12 protein-coding genes and 1 pseudogene are annotated in these 15,218 nt (G+C 58.9%); 7 read left to right on the forward strand and 6 right to left on the reverse strand.

The features are described 5' to 3' along the window. Nucleotides 1-91: 91 nt before the first annotated feature. The gene (argJ, locus tag ACYZT6_RS20590) at nt 92-1,309 is read right to left on the reverse strand and encodes a bifunctional glutamate N-acetyltransferase/amino-acid acetyltransferase ArgJ (RefSeq protein WP_462028408.1); all 1,218 of its coding nucleotides are present in this window, start codon (nt 1,307-1,309) and stop codon (nt 92-94) included. Nucleotides 1,310-1,431: 122 nt separating this feature from the next. Next, nucleotides 1,432-4,167, reverse strand: coding sequence for a preprotein translocase subunit SecA (gene secA, locus ACYZT6_RS20595; protein ID WP_462028409.1), 2,736 nt, complete (start codon nt 4,165-4,167; stop codon nt 1,432-1,434). Nucleotides 4,168-4,474: 307 nt separating this feature from the next. Between secA and ACYZT6_RS20600 the strand changes: the two genes are divergently transcribed. Then, nucleotides 4,475-4,930 carry a DUF721 domain-containing protein gene (locus ACYZT6_RS20600; protein WP_462028410.1) on the forward strand — a complete coding sequence of 152 codons (456 nt, stop codon included), beginning with the start codon at nt 4,475-4,477 and terminating at the stop codon, nt 4,928-4,930. A gap of 131 nt (nt 4,931-5,061) precedes the next feature. Here ACYZT6_RS20600 and ACYZT6_RS20605 read toward each other — a convergent pair whose 3' ends face one another. Next, nucleotides 5,062-6,549: a helicase HerA-like domain-containing protein gene (locus ACYZT6_RS20605; RefSeq protein WP_462028411.1), complete on the reverse strand. Its 1,488-nt coding sequence runs from the start codon at nt 6,547-6,549 to the stop codon at nt 5,062-5,064. A gap of 187 nt (nt 6,550-6,736) precedes the next feature. On the opposite strand from ACYZT6_RS20605, the pseudogene ACYZT6_RS20610 reads away from it, so the two are divergent. The 5 genes and pseudogenes from ACYZT6_RS20610 to ACYZT6_RS20630 all read left to right on the forward strand — a co-directional run. Further along, nucleotides 6,737-7,768 (forward strand): annotated as a pseudogene (locus tag ACYZT6_RS20610) (HAMP domain-containing protein); the annotation flags it as partial. Between the two features lie 93 nt (nt 7,769-7,861). Further along, a complete protein-coding gene (locus ACYZT6_RS20615) occupies nt 7,862-8,626 on the forward strand; it encodes a methyl-accepting chemotaxis protein (protein ID WP_427701491.1) in 765 nt (254 codons plus the stop codon). 192 nt (nt 8,627-8,818) lie between these two features. Beyond that, nucleotides 8,819-9,940: a glycosyltransferase family 4 protein gene (locus ACYZT6_RS20620; RefSeq protein WP_462028412.1), complete on the forward strand. Its 1,122-nt coding sequence runs from the start codon at nt 8,819-8,821 to the stop codon at nt 9,938-9,940. Further along, nucleotides 9,933-10,709: a DUF2334 domain-containing protein gene (locus ACYZT6_RS20625; protein WP_462028413.1), complete on the forward strand. Its 777-nt coding sequence runs from the start codon at nt 9,933-9,935 to the stop codon at nt 10,707-10,709. Before ACYZT6_RS20620 ends, ACYZT6_RS20625 begins: the two co-directional genes overlap by 8 nt. Beyond that, nucleotides 10,706-11,701 carry a lysylphosphatidylglycerol synthase transmembrane domain-containing protein gene (locus ACYZT6_RS20630; RefSeq protein ID WP_462028414.1) on the forward strand — a complete coding sequence of 332 codons (996 nt, stop codon included), beginning with the start codon at nt 10,706-10,708 and terminating at the stop codon, nt 11,699-11,701. Before ACYZT6_RS20625 ends, ACYZT6_RS20630 begins: the two co-directional genes overlap by 4 nt. Here ACYZT6_RS20630 and ACYZT6_RS20635 read toward each other — a convergent pair. Continuing rightward, entirely contained in the window at nt 11,688-11,864 is a 177-nt protein-coding gene (locus ACYZT6_RS20635) for a hypothetical protein (protein WP_462028415.1), read from the reverse strand. The two genes, ACYZT6_RS20630 and ACYZT6_RS20635, sit on opposite strands and share 14 nt — an antisense overlap. A gap of 86 nt (nt 11,865-11,950) precedes the next feature. Further along, on the reverse strand, nt 11,951-12,799 hold the full coding sequence (purU, locus tag ACYZT6_RS20640) for a formyltetrahydrofolate deformylase (protein WP_462028416.1): 849 nt from the start codon (nt 12,797-12,799) through the stop codon (nt 11,951-11,953). A 340-nt stretch (nt 12,800-13,139) separates the two neighbouring features. Here purU and mvaT point away from each other — a divergent pair, with 340 nt between their 5' ends. Further along, entirely contained in the window at nt 13,140-13,517 is a 378-nt protein-coding gene (mvaT, locus tag ACYZT6_RS20645; RefSeq protein WP_007933316.1) for a histone-like nucleoid-structuring protein MvaT, read from the forward strand. A gap of 98 nt (nt 13,518-13,615) precedes the next feature. On the opposite strand, the gene sbcB is transcribed toward mvaT, so the two are convergent. After that, nucleotides 13,616-15,046 carry an exodeoxyribonuclease I gene (gene sbcB / locus ACYZT6_RS20650; RefSeq protein ID WP_462028417.1) on the reverse strand — a complete coding sequence of 477 codons (1,431 nt, stop codon included), beginning with the start codon at nt 15,044-15,046 and terminating at the stop codon, nt 13,616-13,618. Nucleotides 15,047-15,218 lie beyond the last annotated feature (172 nt).

A 15,218-nucleotide genomic window follows, 5' to 3' on the forward strand; every position in this document is an offset into this window, starting at 1 on the left:
GTCTTCGCGGGCAAGTCGGATCGCCGCATCGCTCGCTCCTACAGGTGGTGTGATCTGTAGGAGCGAGGCTTGCCCGCGAAGGCGATCTATCTTACGTGCGGTATTCGGCGTTGATCTTCACGTATTCGTGGGACAGGTCGGTGGTCCAGATGGTTTCGCTGCAATCGCCGCGACCCAGTTCGATACGGATGGTGATCTCTTCCTGCTGCATCACCGCCGCGCCCTGGGCTTCGGTGTACGTCGCGGCGCGAGCGCCACGGCTGGCGATGCACACGTCGCCGAGGAACACGTCGATCTTGCTCACGTCCAGGTTCGGCACGCCGGCACGGCCGACGGCGGCGAGGATGCGGCCCCAGTTCGGGTCGGACGCGAACAGTGCGGTCTTGATCAGCGGCGAGTGCGCCACGGTATAGCCGACATCCAGGCATTCCTGGTGATTGCCGCCGCCGTTGACTTCGACAGTCACGAACTTGGTCGCGCCTTCGCCGTCACGCACGATGGCCTGGGCCACGTCCATGCACACTTCGAACACGGCTTGTTTCAGCTTGGCGAACAATTCACCGCTCGCGGAGGTGATTTCCGGCAGCGCAGCCTGACCGGTGGCGATCAGCATGCAGCAGTCGTTGGTCGAAGTGTCGCCGTCGATGGTGATGCGGTTGAACGACTTGTTCGCGCCATCCAGCAGCAGGTTTTGCAGCACGTCGCGGGAGACTTTGGCGTCGGTGGCGATGTAGCCGAGCATGGTCGCCATGTTCGGGCGGATCATGCCCGCGCCTTTGCTGATGCCGGTAACGGTGATGGTCACGCCGTCATGCTGGAACTGGCGGCTGGCACCTTTGGGCAAGGTGTCGGTGGTCATGATACCGGTGGCGGCAGCTTCCCAGTTGTTGACCGACAGATCATCCAGCGCCGCCTGCAGCGCGCCTTCGATCTTCTCGACCGGCAGCGGCTCGCCGATCACGCCGGTGGAGTACGGCAGCACCAGGCTGGCATCAACGCCAGTCAATTCAGCCAGCTTGGCGCACGTGCGCTCGGCAGCGACCAGGCCAGGTTGGCCGGTGCCAGCGTTGGCATTGCCGGTGTTGGTCAGCAGGTAACGCACAGGGCCTTGCACACGTTGCTTGGCCAGAATCACCGGAGCGGCGCAAAAGGCGTTCAGGGTGAACACGCCCGCAACCGTGGAGCCTTCGGCGCAGCGCATGACCACGACATCTTTGCGCCCCGGGCGCTTGATGCCGGCCGAAGCGATACCGAGTTCAAAACCGGCAACCGGGTGCAACGTTGGCAAAGGACCAAGACCAACAGCCATGAATGCGCTCCTTAATAAATGATGTCAGCACCGCTTTCAGGAAGAACGGTGGTTTAAATGGCAAAACGCCGCGACGGCTGGTGCCGGTCGCGGCGCGGGTATTTCAGCGGTTGAAACGGGTTTTACTGGATCTGCCCGTGGCAATGCTTGAATTTCTTGCCCGAACCGCAGTAGCACAGTTCGTTACGGCCCAGCTTCTGTTCGTTGCGAACCGGTGCGGTGGCGAGGGCTACGTCGACCTCTTCACCGAGCAATTGCGGTTGCTCGAGACCCGGCGCTTCGTCGTGCTGGAACTGCATGCGCGCGGCCAGTGCCTCGGCTTCCTGACGCAGGCGTTGCTCTTCTTCGATCGGATCTTCGCGGCGAACCTGAACGTGCGACAACACACGGATCGAGTCGCGCTTGATCGAATCCAGCAGCTCGGAGAACAGCGTGAACGACTCGCGCTTGTACTCTTGCTTCGGGTTCTTCTGTGCATAACCACGCAAGTGGATGCCGTGACGCAGGTGATCCATGGTCGACAGGTGGTCTTTCCACAGGTCGTCGAGCACGCGCAGAACGATTTGCTTCTCGAAGGTGCGCAGCGCTTCGGCGCTAGCCTGCTCTTCTTTCTCGTTGTACGCCGCCAGCAATTCGTTCAGCAGCTTCTCGCGCAGGGTTTCTTCATACAGGTGATCGTCTTCGTCGAGCCATTTCTGGATCGGCAGCGACACACCGAAGTCGCTCTGCAACGCCGCTTCCAGACCGGCCACGTCCCACTGCTCAGGCAGCGATTGCGGTGGAATGTGCGCGCTGACGGTCGCGTTGAGTACGTCCTGACGGAAGTCGGCGATGGTTTCACCGATGTTGTCGGCGGCCAGCAACGTGTTACGCATGTGATAAATCACTTTACGCTGTTCGTTGTTGACGTCATCGAACTCGAGCAGTTGTTTACGAATGTCGAAGTTACGACCTTCAACCTTGCGTTGAGCCTTCTCGATGGCGTTGGTCACCATGCGGTGCTCGATCGCTTCACCGGACTGCATGCCCAGGGCCTTCATGAAGTTCTTCACCCGGTCAGAGGCGAAGATGCGCATCAGGCTGTCTTCCAGCGACAGGTAGAAGCGGCTTGAACCGGCGTCACCCTGACGACCGGCACGACCACGCAGCTGGTTGTCGATACGGCGCGATTCGTGACGCTCGGAAGCGATCACCTGCAAGCCGCCCGACTCCAGCACTTGCTGGTGACGTTTCTGCCAGTCGGCCTTGATCTGGGCAATCTGCTCAGGGGTCGGGTTTTCCAGGGTCGCGACTTCCACTTCCCAGTTGCCGCCCAACAGAATGTCGGTACCGCGACCGGCCATGTTGGTGGCGATGGTCAGCGCACCCGGGCGACCGGCCTGGGCAATGATCTCGGCTTCTTTTTCGTGGAACTTGGCGTTCAGGACCTTGTGTTCGATGCCTTCCTTCTGGAGCAGATTGGACATGTGCTCGGAAGTTTCGATGGTTGCAGTACCCACCAGAACCGGACGGCCCAGGGTCATGCATTCCTTGATGTCATTGATGATCGCCGCGTATTTCTCTTCGGCGGTCAGGAACACCAGGTCGTTGTAGTCTTTACGCGCCAACGGCTTGTTCGGCGGGATAACCATCACCGACAGGCCGTAGATCTGGTGGAATTCGAACGCTTCGGTGTCCGCGGTACCGGTCATGCCGGACAGCTTGTTGTACAGACGGAAGTAGTTCTGGAACGTGGTCGAGGCCAGGGTCTGGCTTTCGGCCTGGATGTTCAGGTTTTCCTTGGCTTCGATGGCCTGGTGCAGGCCTTCGGACAGACGACGACCCGGCATGGTACGACCGGTGTGTTCGTCGACCAGGACAACCTGACCGTCCTGCACGATGTATTCGATGTTGCGGTTGAACAGTTTGTGAGCGCGCAGACCGGCATAAACGTGGGTCAGCAGGCCCAGGTTGTGCGCCGAATACAGACTCTCGCCTTCAGCCAGCAGGCCGACGCGGGTCAGCATGTCTTCGATGAACTGGTGACCGGCTTCGTTGAGTTCGACCTGACGGGTCTTCTCGTCGACGGTGTAGTGGCCAGCCTTGGTGACTTCGCCTTCCACTTCTTCGACGTGCAACTCCAGCTGCGGGATCAGTTTGTTGATCTCGATGTACAGCTTGGAGCTGTCCTCGGCCTGACCGGAAATGATCAGCGGGGTACGGGCTTCGTCGATGAGGATGGAGTCAACTTCGTCGATCACGGCAAAATTGAGTTCACGCTGGAATTTTTCTTCCATGCTGAACGCCATGTTGTCGCGCAGGTAGTCGAAACCGAATTCGTTGTTGGTGCCGTAGGTGATGTCGGCAGCGTAGGCCAGACGTTTCTCTTCCGGCGGCTGGAACGGCGTGACCACGCCGACCGACATTCCGAGGAATTCGTAAAGCGGACGCATCCAGTTGGCGTCACGGCGGGCCAGGTAGTCGTTCACGGTCACAACGTGCACGCCCTTGCCGGACAGTGCGTTGAGGTAAACGCCCAGTGTTGCCACCAGGGTCTTGCCTTCACCGGTACGCATTTCCGCGATCTGGCCTTCATGCAAGGTCATGCCGCCGATCAGCTGGACATCGAAGTGGCGCATACCCATGACGCGCTTGCCGGCTTCGCGGGCGACCGCAAAGGCTTCAGGCAACAGCTTGTCGAGGGTTTCCCCTTTGGCGATGCGGGCCTTGAACTCATCTGTCTTGGCACGCAATTGATCGTCCGAAAGGGCCACCATTTGCTCTTCGAAGGCATTGACGAGTTGCACCGTCTTGAGCATGCGTTTGACTTCACGCTCGTTCTTGCTTCCAAAAAGTTTCTTTAACAAAGGCGCAAACATATCGGCAGGATCTTCCACACTAAAGGGATGGAGGGCGGCCCCGTGAGTCGCCCGTGCAGCCCTCATGGCCGCATGCGAACGAGCATTCTACCCGGAAACGATGGTGAGGAAAGTGGCGTTATTCCACGATGCATGCACTGCGCTGTAACGGGGCTCACTTAAAATAAGGGCTTTTTACGCAACTTCAAGCCATTCGCGGCAGAAGTTACTCGTTGATTTAATGGGTAAAGCGCTCGCAAAGCAATGGGTCGGGTGCAGGTGGTGCTTTCTGCTACCATGGCGGCTCTGTTACTTCAGGTGTCTGATCATGGCATTTCGCCCTCTCACGGCCAGAGCACCCGCCGTTCTGCTTCGCGAAGCCAAACCGCTGAAAGCCATTTTCGGCCACGCTCAACGCCTGGGTCATTTACAACGCCTGCTCGATAGCCAGTTGCAGCCCGCCGCGCGCGAGCATTGCCATGTGGCCTCGTGGCGCGAAGGCAGTTTGTTGCTGATCGTCACTGACGGTCATTGGGCCACCCGCCTGCGTTATCAGCAAAAGCGTCTGCAACGCCAGTTACAGATGTTCGACGAATTCGCCAGCCTGACGCGGATTTTGTTCAAAGTGCAGCCCCCCACCGTTCAGCAAGGGGCGGCGGGGCATACCATCAGTTTGTCGACGGACGCCGGCGCAACCATTCAGGCCACGGCCGACGGGATCAGCGATCCGAACCTGCGGGCGGCGCTGGAACGCCTTGCGGCGCACGCCAAACCCAAAACCTGAAATTGATATTTCACCTGTAGGAGCGAGGCTTGCCCGCGAAGGCGGTGTGTCAGGCTACATCAATGCCACCTGATACATCGCCTTCGCGGGCAAGCCTCGCTCCTACAGGGAATGTGTACAGCCAATGATTGTTAGCGGCGTTTGCTGCCGCCGAGCAGTGAGCCCATCAGTCCGCGCACCAGCTGTCGGCCCAATTGATTGGCCGCCTGGCGCATCGCCGATTTCAGCGCCTGCCCCGCCGCCGTGCCAAGGAATTCCCCAGCCTTGTCGGTGAAGCTTGGCTCTTCGGCCGCCGGTTTACCCGGAACGGCGTCGGGCTCCGGCGCCAGACCTTTACGGCCCATCAATATTTCATAAGCCGATTCCCGATCAACCGGCTTGTCATACCGCCCCTTGAACGGCGACCCGGCGATCAGCATCGTGCGTTCGGTTTCGGTCAACGGCCCGATCCGCGATTGCGGCGGGGCGACCAACACACGCTGGACCATCTCCGGCGTGCCCTTGTCCTGCAACGTGCCGACCAGCGCCTCGCCGATCCCCAGCTCAGTCAGCACCGACAAGGCATCGAACGCCGGATTCGGCCGAAAACCCTCCGCCACCGCTCGCAGGGATTTCTGCTCCTTGGCGGTGAAGGCGCGCAAACCGTGCTGGATACGCAGGCCGAGCTGAGCCAGCACGTCATCCGGCAAGTCTCCCGGCGATTGCGTGACGAAATACACGCCCACGCCTTTGGAACGAATCAGCCGCACCACCTGCTCCAGGCGATCCTGCAAAGCCTTGGGCGTGCCGGCAAACAATAAGTGCGCTTCGTCGAAAAACAACGCCAGCAGCGGTTTGTCCGAATCGCCACGCTCCGGCAGTTGCTCGAACAACTCAGCCAGCAGCCACAGCAAGAACGTCGCATACACCTTCGGTGCTTCGTGGACCAGACGACTGGCATCCAGCAAGTGAATTCGCCCACGACCATCGGCCGTCGGTTGCAGAATGTCTTCGAGTTGCAGCGCCGGTTCGCCGAACAGCGCTTCGGCGCCTTGTTGTTCCAGGGTCGCCAGACGCCGCAACAGCGCCTGACTGGAACCGGTGGTCATCAACGCAGCGTCGTCCCCCAGCAATTCGGGGTTGTCGCGCAGGTGATTGAGCAGCGCCTTCAAATCCTTGAGGTCCAGCAGCAACAGGCCTTCGCGGTCCGCCACCTTGAATGCGGCATACAGCGCCGACTGCTGACTGTCGGTCAACTCCAGCAGGCTGCCAATCAGCAACGGCCCCATTTCGCTCAAGGTTGTGCGCAATGGATGACCGGACTGACCGTGAATGTCCCACAAGGTGACCGGATACGCCGCAGGCTTGTGGTTCAGCCACGGCATCCCGGCGATCCGCTCGGCGATTTTGCCTTGAGGATTGCCGGCGGCACCCAGGCCACACAGGTCGCCCTTGATGTCTGCCGCAAACACCGCCACGCCAGCGTCGCTGAACGCTTCGGCCAGGCGCTGCAACGTTACTGTTTTACCGGTCCCGGTTGCGCCCGCGACCAGACCGTGACGGTTCGCCAGGCGCATGGCCTGAGAGACAGGCTGGCCGGCAAGGTCAGCACCCATAACGAGTTGCGATGAGTCAGGCATTTTGTCACCCATGGTTAATCTTTGATCCTGCACGGCCGATACAAATAGTTGTAAGACCAATCTGAAAATAGCGTCGGTAATTCCCTAAGGAGAGGATGGAAATATCAGCTTTTTTTCAACATTGCCCATTTTGCGTGCCTATATAAAAGCACGCTCAGGACATTAAGACTTAGCGGAACCCCAAGCCATGAACAAAAACCTGCGCTTCAGCCATAAAATTTTGCTTGCCGCCGCCCTCATCGTCATTGCCGCCTTCGCCTCGTTCACACTGTACAACGACTACCTGCAGCGCAACGCCATTCGCGAAGACCTGGACAATTACCTCAATGAGATGGGAGACGTCACCGCCAATAACATCCAGACCTGGCTGGCCGGTCGTATCCTGCTGATCGACAACCTCGCTCAAAACATTGCCATCAATCCTGAACAGGCCAACGTCGCCAGTCTGCTTGAGCAGAAAGCCCTGACGTCGACTTTCATGGCGTCCTACCTGGGCGATGCCACCGGCAGCTTCACGATTCGCCCGGACGCAAAAATGCCCGCTGGCTTCGATCCACGGGTGCGCCCTTGGTACAAAGGCGCCGAAAGCAGCAGCACGGCGACCCTGACCGAACCCTATATCGATGCGGCCACCGGCCAGACCATCATCTCCATCGCCACCGCCTCGAAAAAGGCCGGGCAAAGCGTGGGCGTGGTGGGCGGTGACTTGAGCCTGCAAACCCTGATCGACACCCTCAGCGCCCGGGATTTTTCCGGCATGGGCTATGCCTTCCTGGTCAGCGCCGACGGCAAGATCCTGGTGCACCCGGACAAAGCCCTGGTGATGAAGTCCCTGAGCGAGGCGTACCCGAAAAATACCCCGCGCATCAGCAACGACTTCAGTGAAGTGGAAATCGACGGAAAGACCCGCATCGTCACCTTCACCCCGATCAAAGGCCTGCCATCGGTTAACTGGTACATCGGCCTGTCGGTCGATAAAGACAAAGCCTTCTCGATGCTCAGCGAATTTCGCGCCTCGGCAGTCGTTGCGACCGTCATTGCGGTGGCGATCATCATCGCGCTGCTGGGTATGTTGATCCGCATCCTGATTCAGCCGCTTCACGTCATGACCCGCGCCATGGCGGACATCGCCGACGGCGAAGGTGACCTGACCAAGCGCCTGACCATTGAAAACAACGACGAATTCGGCCTCCTCGGTACCGCGTTCAACCGTTTCGTGGAACGTATTCACGGTTCGATCCGCGAAGTGTCCTCGGCCACCGGCCAGGTCAACGAAGTCGCGCTGCGTGTGGTCGCCGCGTCGAATTCGTCGATGTTCAACTCCGACCAGCAAGCCTCGCGCACCAGCAGCGTCGCCGCGGCGATCAACCAACTCGGCGCCGCCGCCCAGGAAATCGCCCGCAACGCCGCACAGGCTTCCAGTCAGGCCAGCGATGCCCGCAGCCTGGCAGAGGACGGCCAGCAAGTGGTGGATCGCAGCATCAAAGCGATGAATCAGCTGTCGAGCATGCTCAGCGCTTCGAGCACCAACATCGAATCGCTGAACAGCAAAACCGTGAACATCGGGCAAATTCTTGAAGTGATCACCAGCATCTCCCAGCAAACCAACCTGCTGGCACTGAACGCCGCCATCGAAGCGGCCCGTGCCGGCGAAGCCGGACGCGGTTTTGCCGTGGTGGCAGACGAAGTTCGTAACCTGGCGCATCGAACGCAGGAATCGGCGCAACAGGTGCAGACGATGATCGAGGAGCTGCAAGTCGGCGCTCGTGAATCCGTCAGCACCATGAGCGACAGCCAGCGCCACAGCCAGGACAGCGTGGAAATCGCCAACCTGGCGGGCGAGCGGTTGAACAGCGTGACGTTGCGTATCGGTGAGATTGACGGGATGAACCAGTCGGTGGCGACGGCGACCGAGGAACAGACGGCCGTAGTCGAGTCGATCAACGTGGATATCACTGAGATCAACACGCTGAATCAGGAAGGTGTGGAGAACTTGCAGTCGACGTTGCGGGCGTGCTCGGACCTTGAGCAGCAGGCGGCGCGTCTGAAGCAGTTGGTGGGCAGTTTCCGTATTTAGTGTCTGATTGGGCCTCTTCGCGGGCAAGCCTCGCTCCTACAAGTTAACGCTAATCCTTGTAGGAGCGAGGCTTGCCCGCGAAGGCGGTCTGTAACACACCGCAAAACCTCGCTGGATCCCCCCGCCACAAAACCCCAACCGAACATCTATCCTTCATAAAGGTCAACCAAGGGAGAACAACGGACCGGAGGGATGCTCATTGTGCATATCGCGGACATAACTATGTTCTACGCCCCTGCCAGCGGAGGCGTGCGCACGTATCTGGATGCCAAGCACCGTCGCCTGAGTATCAAGCCAGGCATTCGCCACAGTTTGCTGATTCCGGGGGCACACCTGAGTGAACAGGATGGCGTTTTCACCGTTCCAGCCCCGGCCCTGCCCTTCGGCAAGGGTTATCGTTTTCCCCTCCGCCTGGCTCCATGGCGAAATGTCCTGCAAGACTTGCAGCCCGATCTGATCGAAGTCGGCGACCCTTACCTCACCGCATGGGCGGCCCTGGATGCACGCCGGCAACTGGATGTGCCGGTGATCGGCTTTTATCACTCGGACCTGCCACTGCTGGTCAGCAACCGAATGGGCAATTGGGTTACCCCGAATGTCGAAGCCTATGTCAGAAAATTGTACGGCAACTTCGACCGGGTGCTGGCGCCGAGTCAGGTCATGGCCGACAAATTGATCGGTCTGGGGGTCAAGAATGTGTTTGTGCAGCCGCTGGGCGTCGATCTGCAAATTTTTAATCCCGGAGCAAGGGACAGCGGCTTGCGGGCTGAACTGGGTATCGATGAAAACACCCGTCTGTTGATCTTCGCCGGCCGTGGCTCCAAGGAAAAGAACCTGTCGGTCCTGCTCAGTTGCATGAAGCGTCTCGGGCCTCGTTATCACTTGCTTTTAGTCGGCTCGTCGATGCCTGCCGCGGTGCCGGACAACGTTACCGTCGTCGATGAGTTCTGCCCGGCCACGCAAGTCGCGCGGTTAATGGCCAGCGCTGACGCGTTGCTGCATGCCGGCGATCAGGAAACGTTCGGCCTGGTAATCCTCGAAGCCATGGCCAGCGGCATTCCGGTCGTGGCCGTGGCTGCCGGGGCTTTTCAGGAAATCGTGACCGACCAATGCGGTCTGCTTTGCGCGCCGAACAATCCCCTGGCGATGGCCAACGCCGTCCGCGAGCTGTTCAGTCAGGGGAGCGCCGCCCTGGGCAAACGCGCTCGCAGTCATGTTGAACAGCATTACGCCTGGGACACCGTGGTCAACAGCCTGCTGGGTCACTATCACGCGGTTCTCGGCAGCCAATGGCCGGCGACCGCCAATGGTTGAGCCCATGAACCCGCCCAGCCTGTTACTCGTGTTGCACGACGTTGCGCCGCAAACCTGGGCCGATTACCAGCCTTTTGTCGAAGCCGTCGATGCCTTGGGCGAGGTACCGATGACCTGGCTGGTGGTGCCGAACTTTCACAAGCATAACGATCTGGACGAGCATCCAGGATTCAGACGCATACTCACCAGCCGAGTCGCCCGAGGTGACGAACTGGCATTGCACGGTTACTTTCATTGCGATGAAGCCCCTCCTCCCAGCAATCCCAGAGACTGGTTCATGCGCCGGATCTACACCCACGAAGGCGAGTTTTACAGCTTGTCACAAGCCGCCGCCCTCGCCCGCCTGCGGGCCGGAATCGAAGTGTTCCATCGCTTTCACTGGCCGCTGGAAGGCTTCATCGCCCCGGCCTGGCTGATGAGCGAAGGCACGCGTCAGGCGTTGCGCCAGTTACCGCTGAGCTACACCAGCGATCATCAGCATCTCTATCGTCTGCCGGATTTCACTGCAATTGATGCACCGGGACTGGTCTGGAGCGCGCGCAGCGCCTGGCGCCGAGGCCTGTCGAAACTCGTCAGCGATCAGCGTGAACAGCGTTGGCGGCAAGCGCCGGTGATACGTCTCGGCCTGCACCCGGTGGACATGCGCCATGGGTTTTCGCGCCATTACTGGCTGCAGACCCTTAAGCGTTTGCTCGCTGAGGGGCGTGTGCCGATGACCAAGGTCCAGTGGCTTTCGCTGCACAGTGACCGTCTCGGTCGCGCCGCATGAGCCGGGGGATTCTGCTGTTTATCGCCCTGCTCGCCGCGGTGCTGATTCCGTTGCTGCTGGGCGGCAACGAGACATGGTCGCGGCTGCAAAATTTTCCATTGAATGAATTGCTGATCATGTTCGGCATGATCTTGCTGTGCTGGGTGGTGAACACTTTGCGCTTGCGCCTGTTGCTGGGTGATCAGCGCGACAAGGTGGGCCGGGTCAAAAGCCTCGGCGTTGTGATGGCCGCCGAGTTTGCCTACTGCGCCACACCTGGCGGCAGCGGCGGCCCGCTGACCATCATGGCGCTGCTGGCGCGCAACGGCGTGCGCCCGGCCAGGGGCAGCGCGGTGTTTGCCATGGACCAACTCAGCGACCTGCTGTTTTTCCTCTGCGCGCTGAGTGGGATTCTGATTTATGCGTTGTTCCAGCACCTCAGCGAACGCCTGGAATGGCTGCTGATCGTCAGCGCCATCTCGATGTTCGGCGGGCTGCTCAGTTGCGTGGTGGTGGCCCGCTACCATCGACTGCTGATTCGCCTGAGTGGGCGGTTGCTCGTTCGCCTCAATGTCAAAGGCACCACGCGCCTGCGCTGGGCGCGAAAGCTCCTGCACTTTCTGGCGGCGTTCACTGACACGTTGAAGTTGCCGATTCTTACGCTGGTCAAGGTGTTTGCCCTGACCTGCGTGCATTGGCTCCTGCGGTATAGCGTGCTGTATCTGGCGTTGCGCGGACTCGGGGCAGATTTACAGTGGGCCTGGTGTTTCCTGATCCAGATGCTGTCGCTGAGTGCCGGGCAATTCAGCCTGTTACCGGGCGGTGCCGGTGCGGCGGAGTTGACGTCGGCGGCGCTGCTGGCGCCCATGGTGGGGAAATCCACCGCAGCGGCGGCGATTCTGATCTGGCGGGCGGTGACGTATTACTTCTACCTGGTGGTGGGTGGCCCGGTGTTTTTGCTGATGCTCGGGCGGCCGTTGCTCAAGAAGCTGATGAAGTTCAAGCAGGCTTAGGCTTGTCATCGGGTTCTTGCTGCAGTTGCTCCCACAACTCGGCGGCACCAGGGAATTCCGTGCCGTCATCGGGGCTCATGTCATCCGGGTCGTAGCGACTCAAACAGCCCTCACCCAATGTGGCGGGAGCCTTGGAGGTGGCTTTGTCGAGTGGATCGGCCATGGTCTTGTCCTCAGTGCAGAAACGGCGAAGGGCCTGAAGCGATTGAACGCCCAGGCCCTTCGAATTTCAACCGTGTTGTGTGGCGATCAGAACACCACGGTCTTGTTGCCGTGCACCAGCACCCGGTCTTCGAGGTGATAGCGCAGACCGCGGGCCAACACCATCTTTTCGACGTCACGACCGAAACGCACCATGTCTTCGATGCTGTCACTGTGGCTGACGCGCACCACGTCCTGCTCGATGATCGGACCGGCGTCCAGCTCTTCGGTCACGTAGTGGCAGGTCGCGCCGATCAACTTCACGCCACGCAGGGAGGCCTGGTGGTACGGCTTGGCGCCGACGAACGACGGCAGGAAGCTGTGGTGAATGTTGATGACCTTGTGCGCATACTCACTGCACAACGCGGGCGGCAGGATTTGCATGTAACGGGCAAGTACCACCACTTCAGCATCGTGATGTTTGACCAGCCGCGAGACTTCGGCGAAGGCCGGCTCTTTGTCCTGTGGATTGACCGGCACGTGGTAATAAGGAATGCCGTGCCACTCGACCATGCTGCGCAAGTCGTCGTGGTTGGAAATCACGCAGGAGATTTCGCAGTCCAGTTCATCACTGTGCCAGCGGTGCAGCAAGTCAGCCAGGCAGTGGGACTCACGGCTGGCCATCAACACAACGCGCTTTTTCTGTGCGGTGTCGGTAATGCGCCAGTTCATCGAGAACTCTTCGGCAATCGGTGCAAACGCTTCGCGGAAGGCTTCGATACCGAAAGGCAGTGAATCAGCACGAATTTCGTGACGCATGAAGAACCAGCCACTCTGATTGTCCGAGTGATGGCTCGCTTCAGTGATCCAGCCGTTATGTGACGCCAGAAAGTTACTGACTTTAGCAACGATGCCGACGCGGTCCGGGCAAGCAATCACCAGCCGAAAAGTGCGCATGAGGGGGAAACTCCAGAACTTCGCAAAGGCCGCCATTCTAGCGAGTGCGCAGCAAAACTGCAGTATTGATGACACATTGAGCTGCACGCGGGTCAGTGGAACAGGTTTCGGCAGCACCTCGCCGCCCGCGCGATGGTGCTCTTGTAGTCATTCTTCAAGCATTCAATTGTGAATATCTGTGATGACTGCATCACACTTTTAACTCTGCGTTCAATTTGTGCCCTATTCACCGGAACTAATTTAAATAAAACACCGGTTAAATGTTTACTTGATGAAACACCCTGACTATTATTGCGGCACTGTCACCCTGCCATCCAGCGCCCAACATAAGGTAGTCCTCATGTCCTTGATCAACGAATATCGCGCCACCGAAGAAGCTATCAAAGAGCTGCAAGCCCGTTTGAAGAACCTGTCCCAAGACGACAAACTGCAAACCGAGCTGGAATTCGAAGGCAAACTGCGCACCCTGATGGGCGAATACTCCAAGTCCCTGCGTGACATCATCGCGTTGCTGGATCCAGAGTCCAAGACCAAAGCACCACGCGGCGGTGCAGTAAAAACTACTGGCACCAAGCGTGCTCGCAAAGTTAAACAATACAAAAACCCGCACAACGGCGAAGTCATCGAAACCAAAGGTGGCAACCACAAGACTCTGAAAGAGTGGAAAGCCAAGTGGGGCGGTGACGTGGTTGAAGGCTGGGCTACCCTGCTGGGCTAATCCCCACAGGTTGTCAAAGAATTATCCGCGACAAAAAATAACGCCAGCTGATGCTGGCGTTTTTTATGCCCGGTATAAAGCCCGGGCATTTTTCGTTTTCAAAGATTCAAACGTTTGCGTAATCCCTGGACATAATTCTGCCATTCATTCAGCACCTCTCGCTGAAACGATGTAGCAGTAACGTTCAATTGGGCCGCGGCTTCTACAAAACTTTCAAGCGTATTTGGCGCGCCCCATTCGGGTGTCGACAAACGTTGCTGACAGAATATTTGCCAGCGCTCTTGCTCCTCGAAACTCAACGTATCAGGGAAGTTGCGTGCGCGATAACGAAACAACAATTCAGGTAAACGTTCGTCATCGAACGGCCATTGCTCTTGTGATAATTGGGCAGGGTCGGCGGCCCTGACTTGCTCACAAAGCCGACGATCACGATCACCGATAAAACCATCGTATAACTGTTGCTCGGGGTCCTGGCTCGAGGTGAAATCTTCTCCGGCATAAATCGCCAACACTTTATCTCGCCAAACTTGTTGTGCGTCACTTAGCCGCAGTACGCGATCCTGATAAAGGGCCATGTCCAGCCCCAGACGTTGCTGATCGTCAGGACGAAGTACCGACAACGGTGCCACGACCGGGCACTTGTTGATATGAATGAGTTTGAGCGGCACCGGCAGTTCACCGTCGGCCAAGTCATCGCGGCGGGTATACAGCCGCTGACGCAAGGTGTCTGCATCCAGATCGAGCAAACCCTGGGGGTCCAGATGCAGATCACAGACAATCAAGGCGTTTTTGTTGCGCGGATGCCAGGCCAGCGGCAGCACGACCCCCACATAACTGCGAGCCGCCGAGAATCGCCCGGAAATGTGCACCATCGGCTGTAATAGCCGAATCTGATCCATCACCTTTTGTTTGCTGCGCAACTGAAACAGCCAGTCATACAACTTCGGCTGCTTCTCGCGAAGCAGACGAGCGAGGGCAATGGTGGCGCGAACGTCCGACAGCGCCTCGTGGGCATTACCGTGGTCAATGCCATTGGCGGCGGTCAGCCGTTCGAGTTTGAGCGTCACCCGCCCTTCATCATCGGTTGGCCAGACGAGGCCATCGGGACGCAAGGCGTAGGCTGCTCGCACCACATCAATCAGGTCCCAGCGACTGTTGCCGCCCTGCCATTCGCGCGCGTACGGGTCGAAAAAGTTTCGATACAGGCTGTAACGGGTCATCTCGTCATCGAAACGCAACGTGTTGTAACCCGCCCCGCACGTACCCGGCGCCGCCAGTTGAGCATGTACCCGGGTCATGAAGTCGGCTTCGCTCAAACCGTGTTCGGCCAGTTGGCCGGGCGTAATGCCGGTGATTGCGCAAGCGGCCGGATGCGGCAGGATGTCGTCGCTGGGCTGGCAAAACAGGTTGACCGGCTCGTCTATTTCATTGAGATCGAAGTCGGTGCGAATCCCCGCCACCTGCAGCGGGCGGTCGCATCGGGGGTTGATGCCAGTGGTTTCATAGTCGTACCAGAAGATCGAGGTCACGGGCTGTTCCTGAACTGAAGATCGGCAAAGTCTAGGCGTTCACATCCCGCCCCGGCCAGTAACTTGTCATTCAATCAGGTCTGGTTACGTAACGTGCAATACATAGTTATGTCGTTTCCCCCCGAGAGACTGCTAGCATCGGGCGGACATCGAATCCCGAACAGGCCACATC

This window comes from Pseudomonas sp. RT6P73 (genome assembly GCF_054897715.1).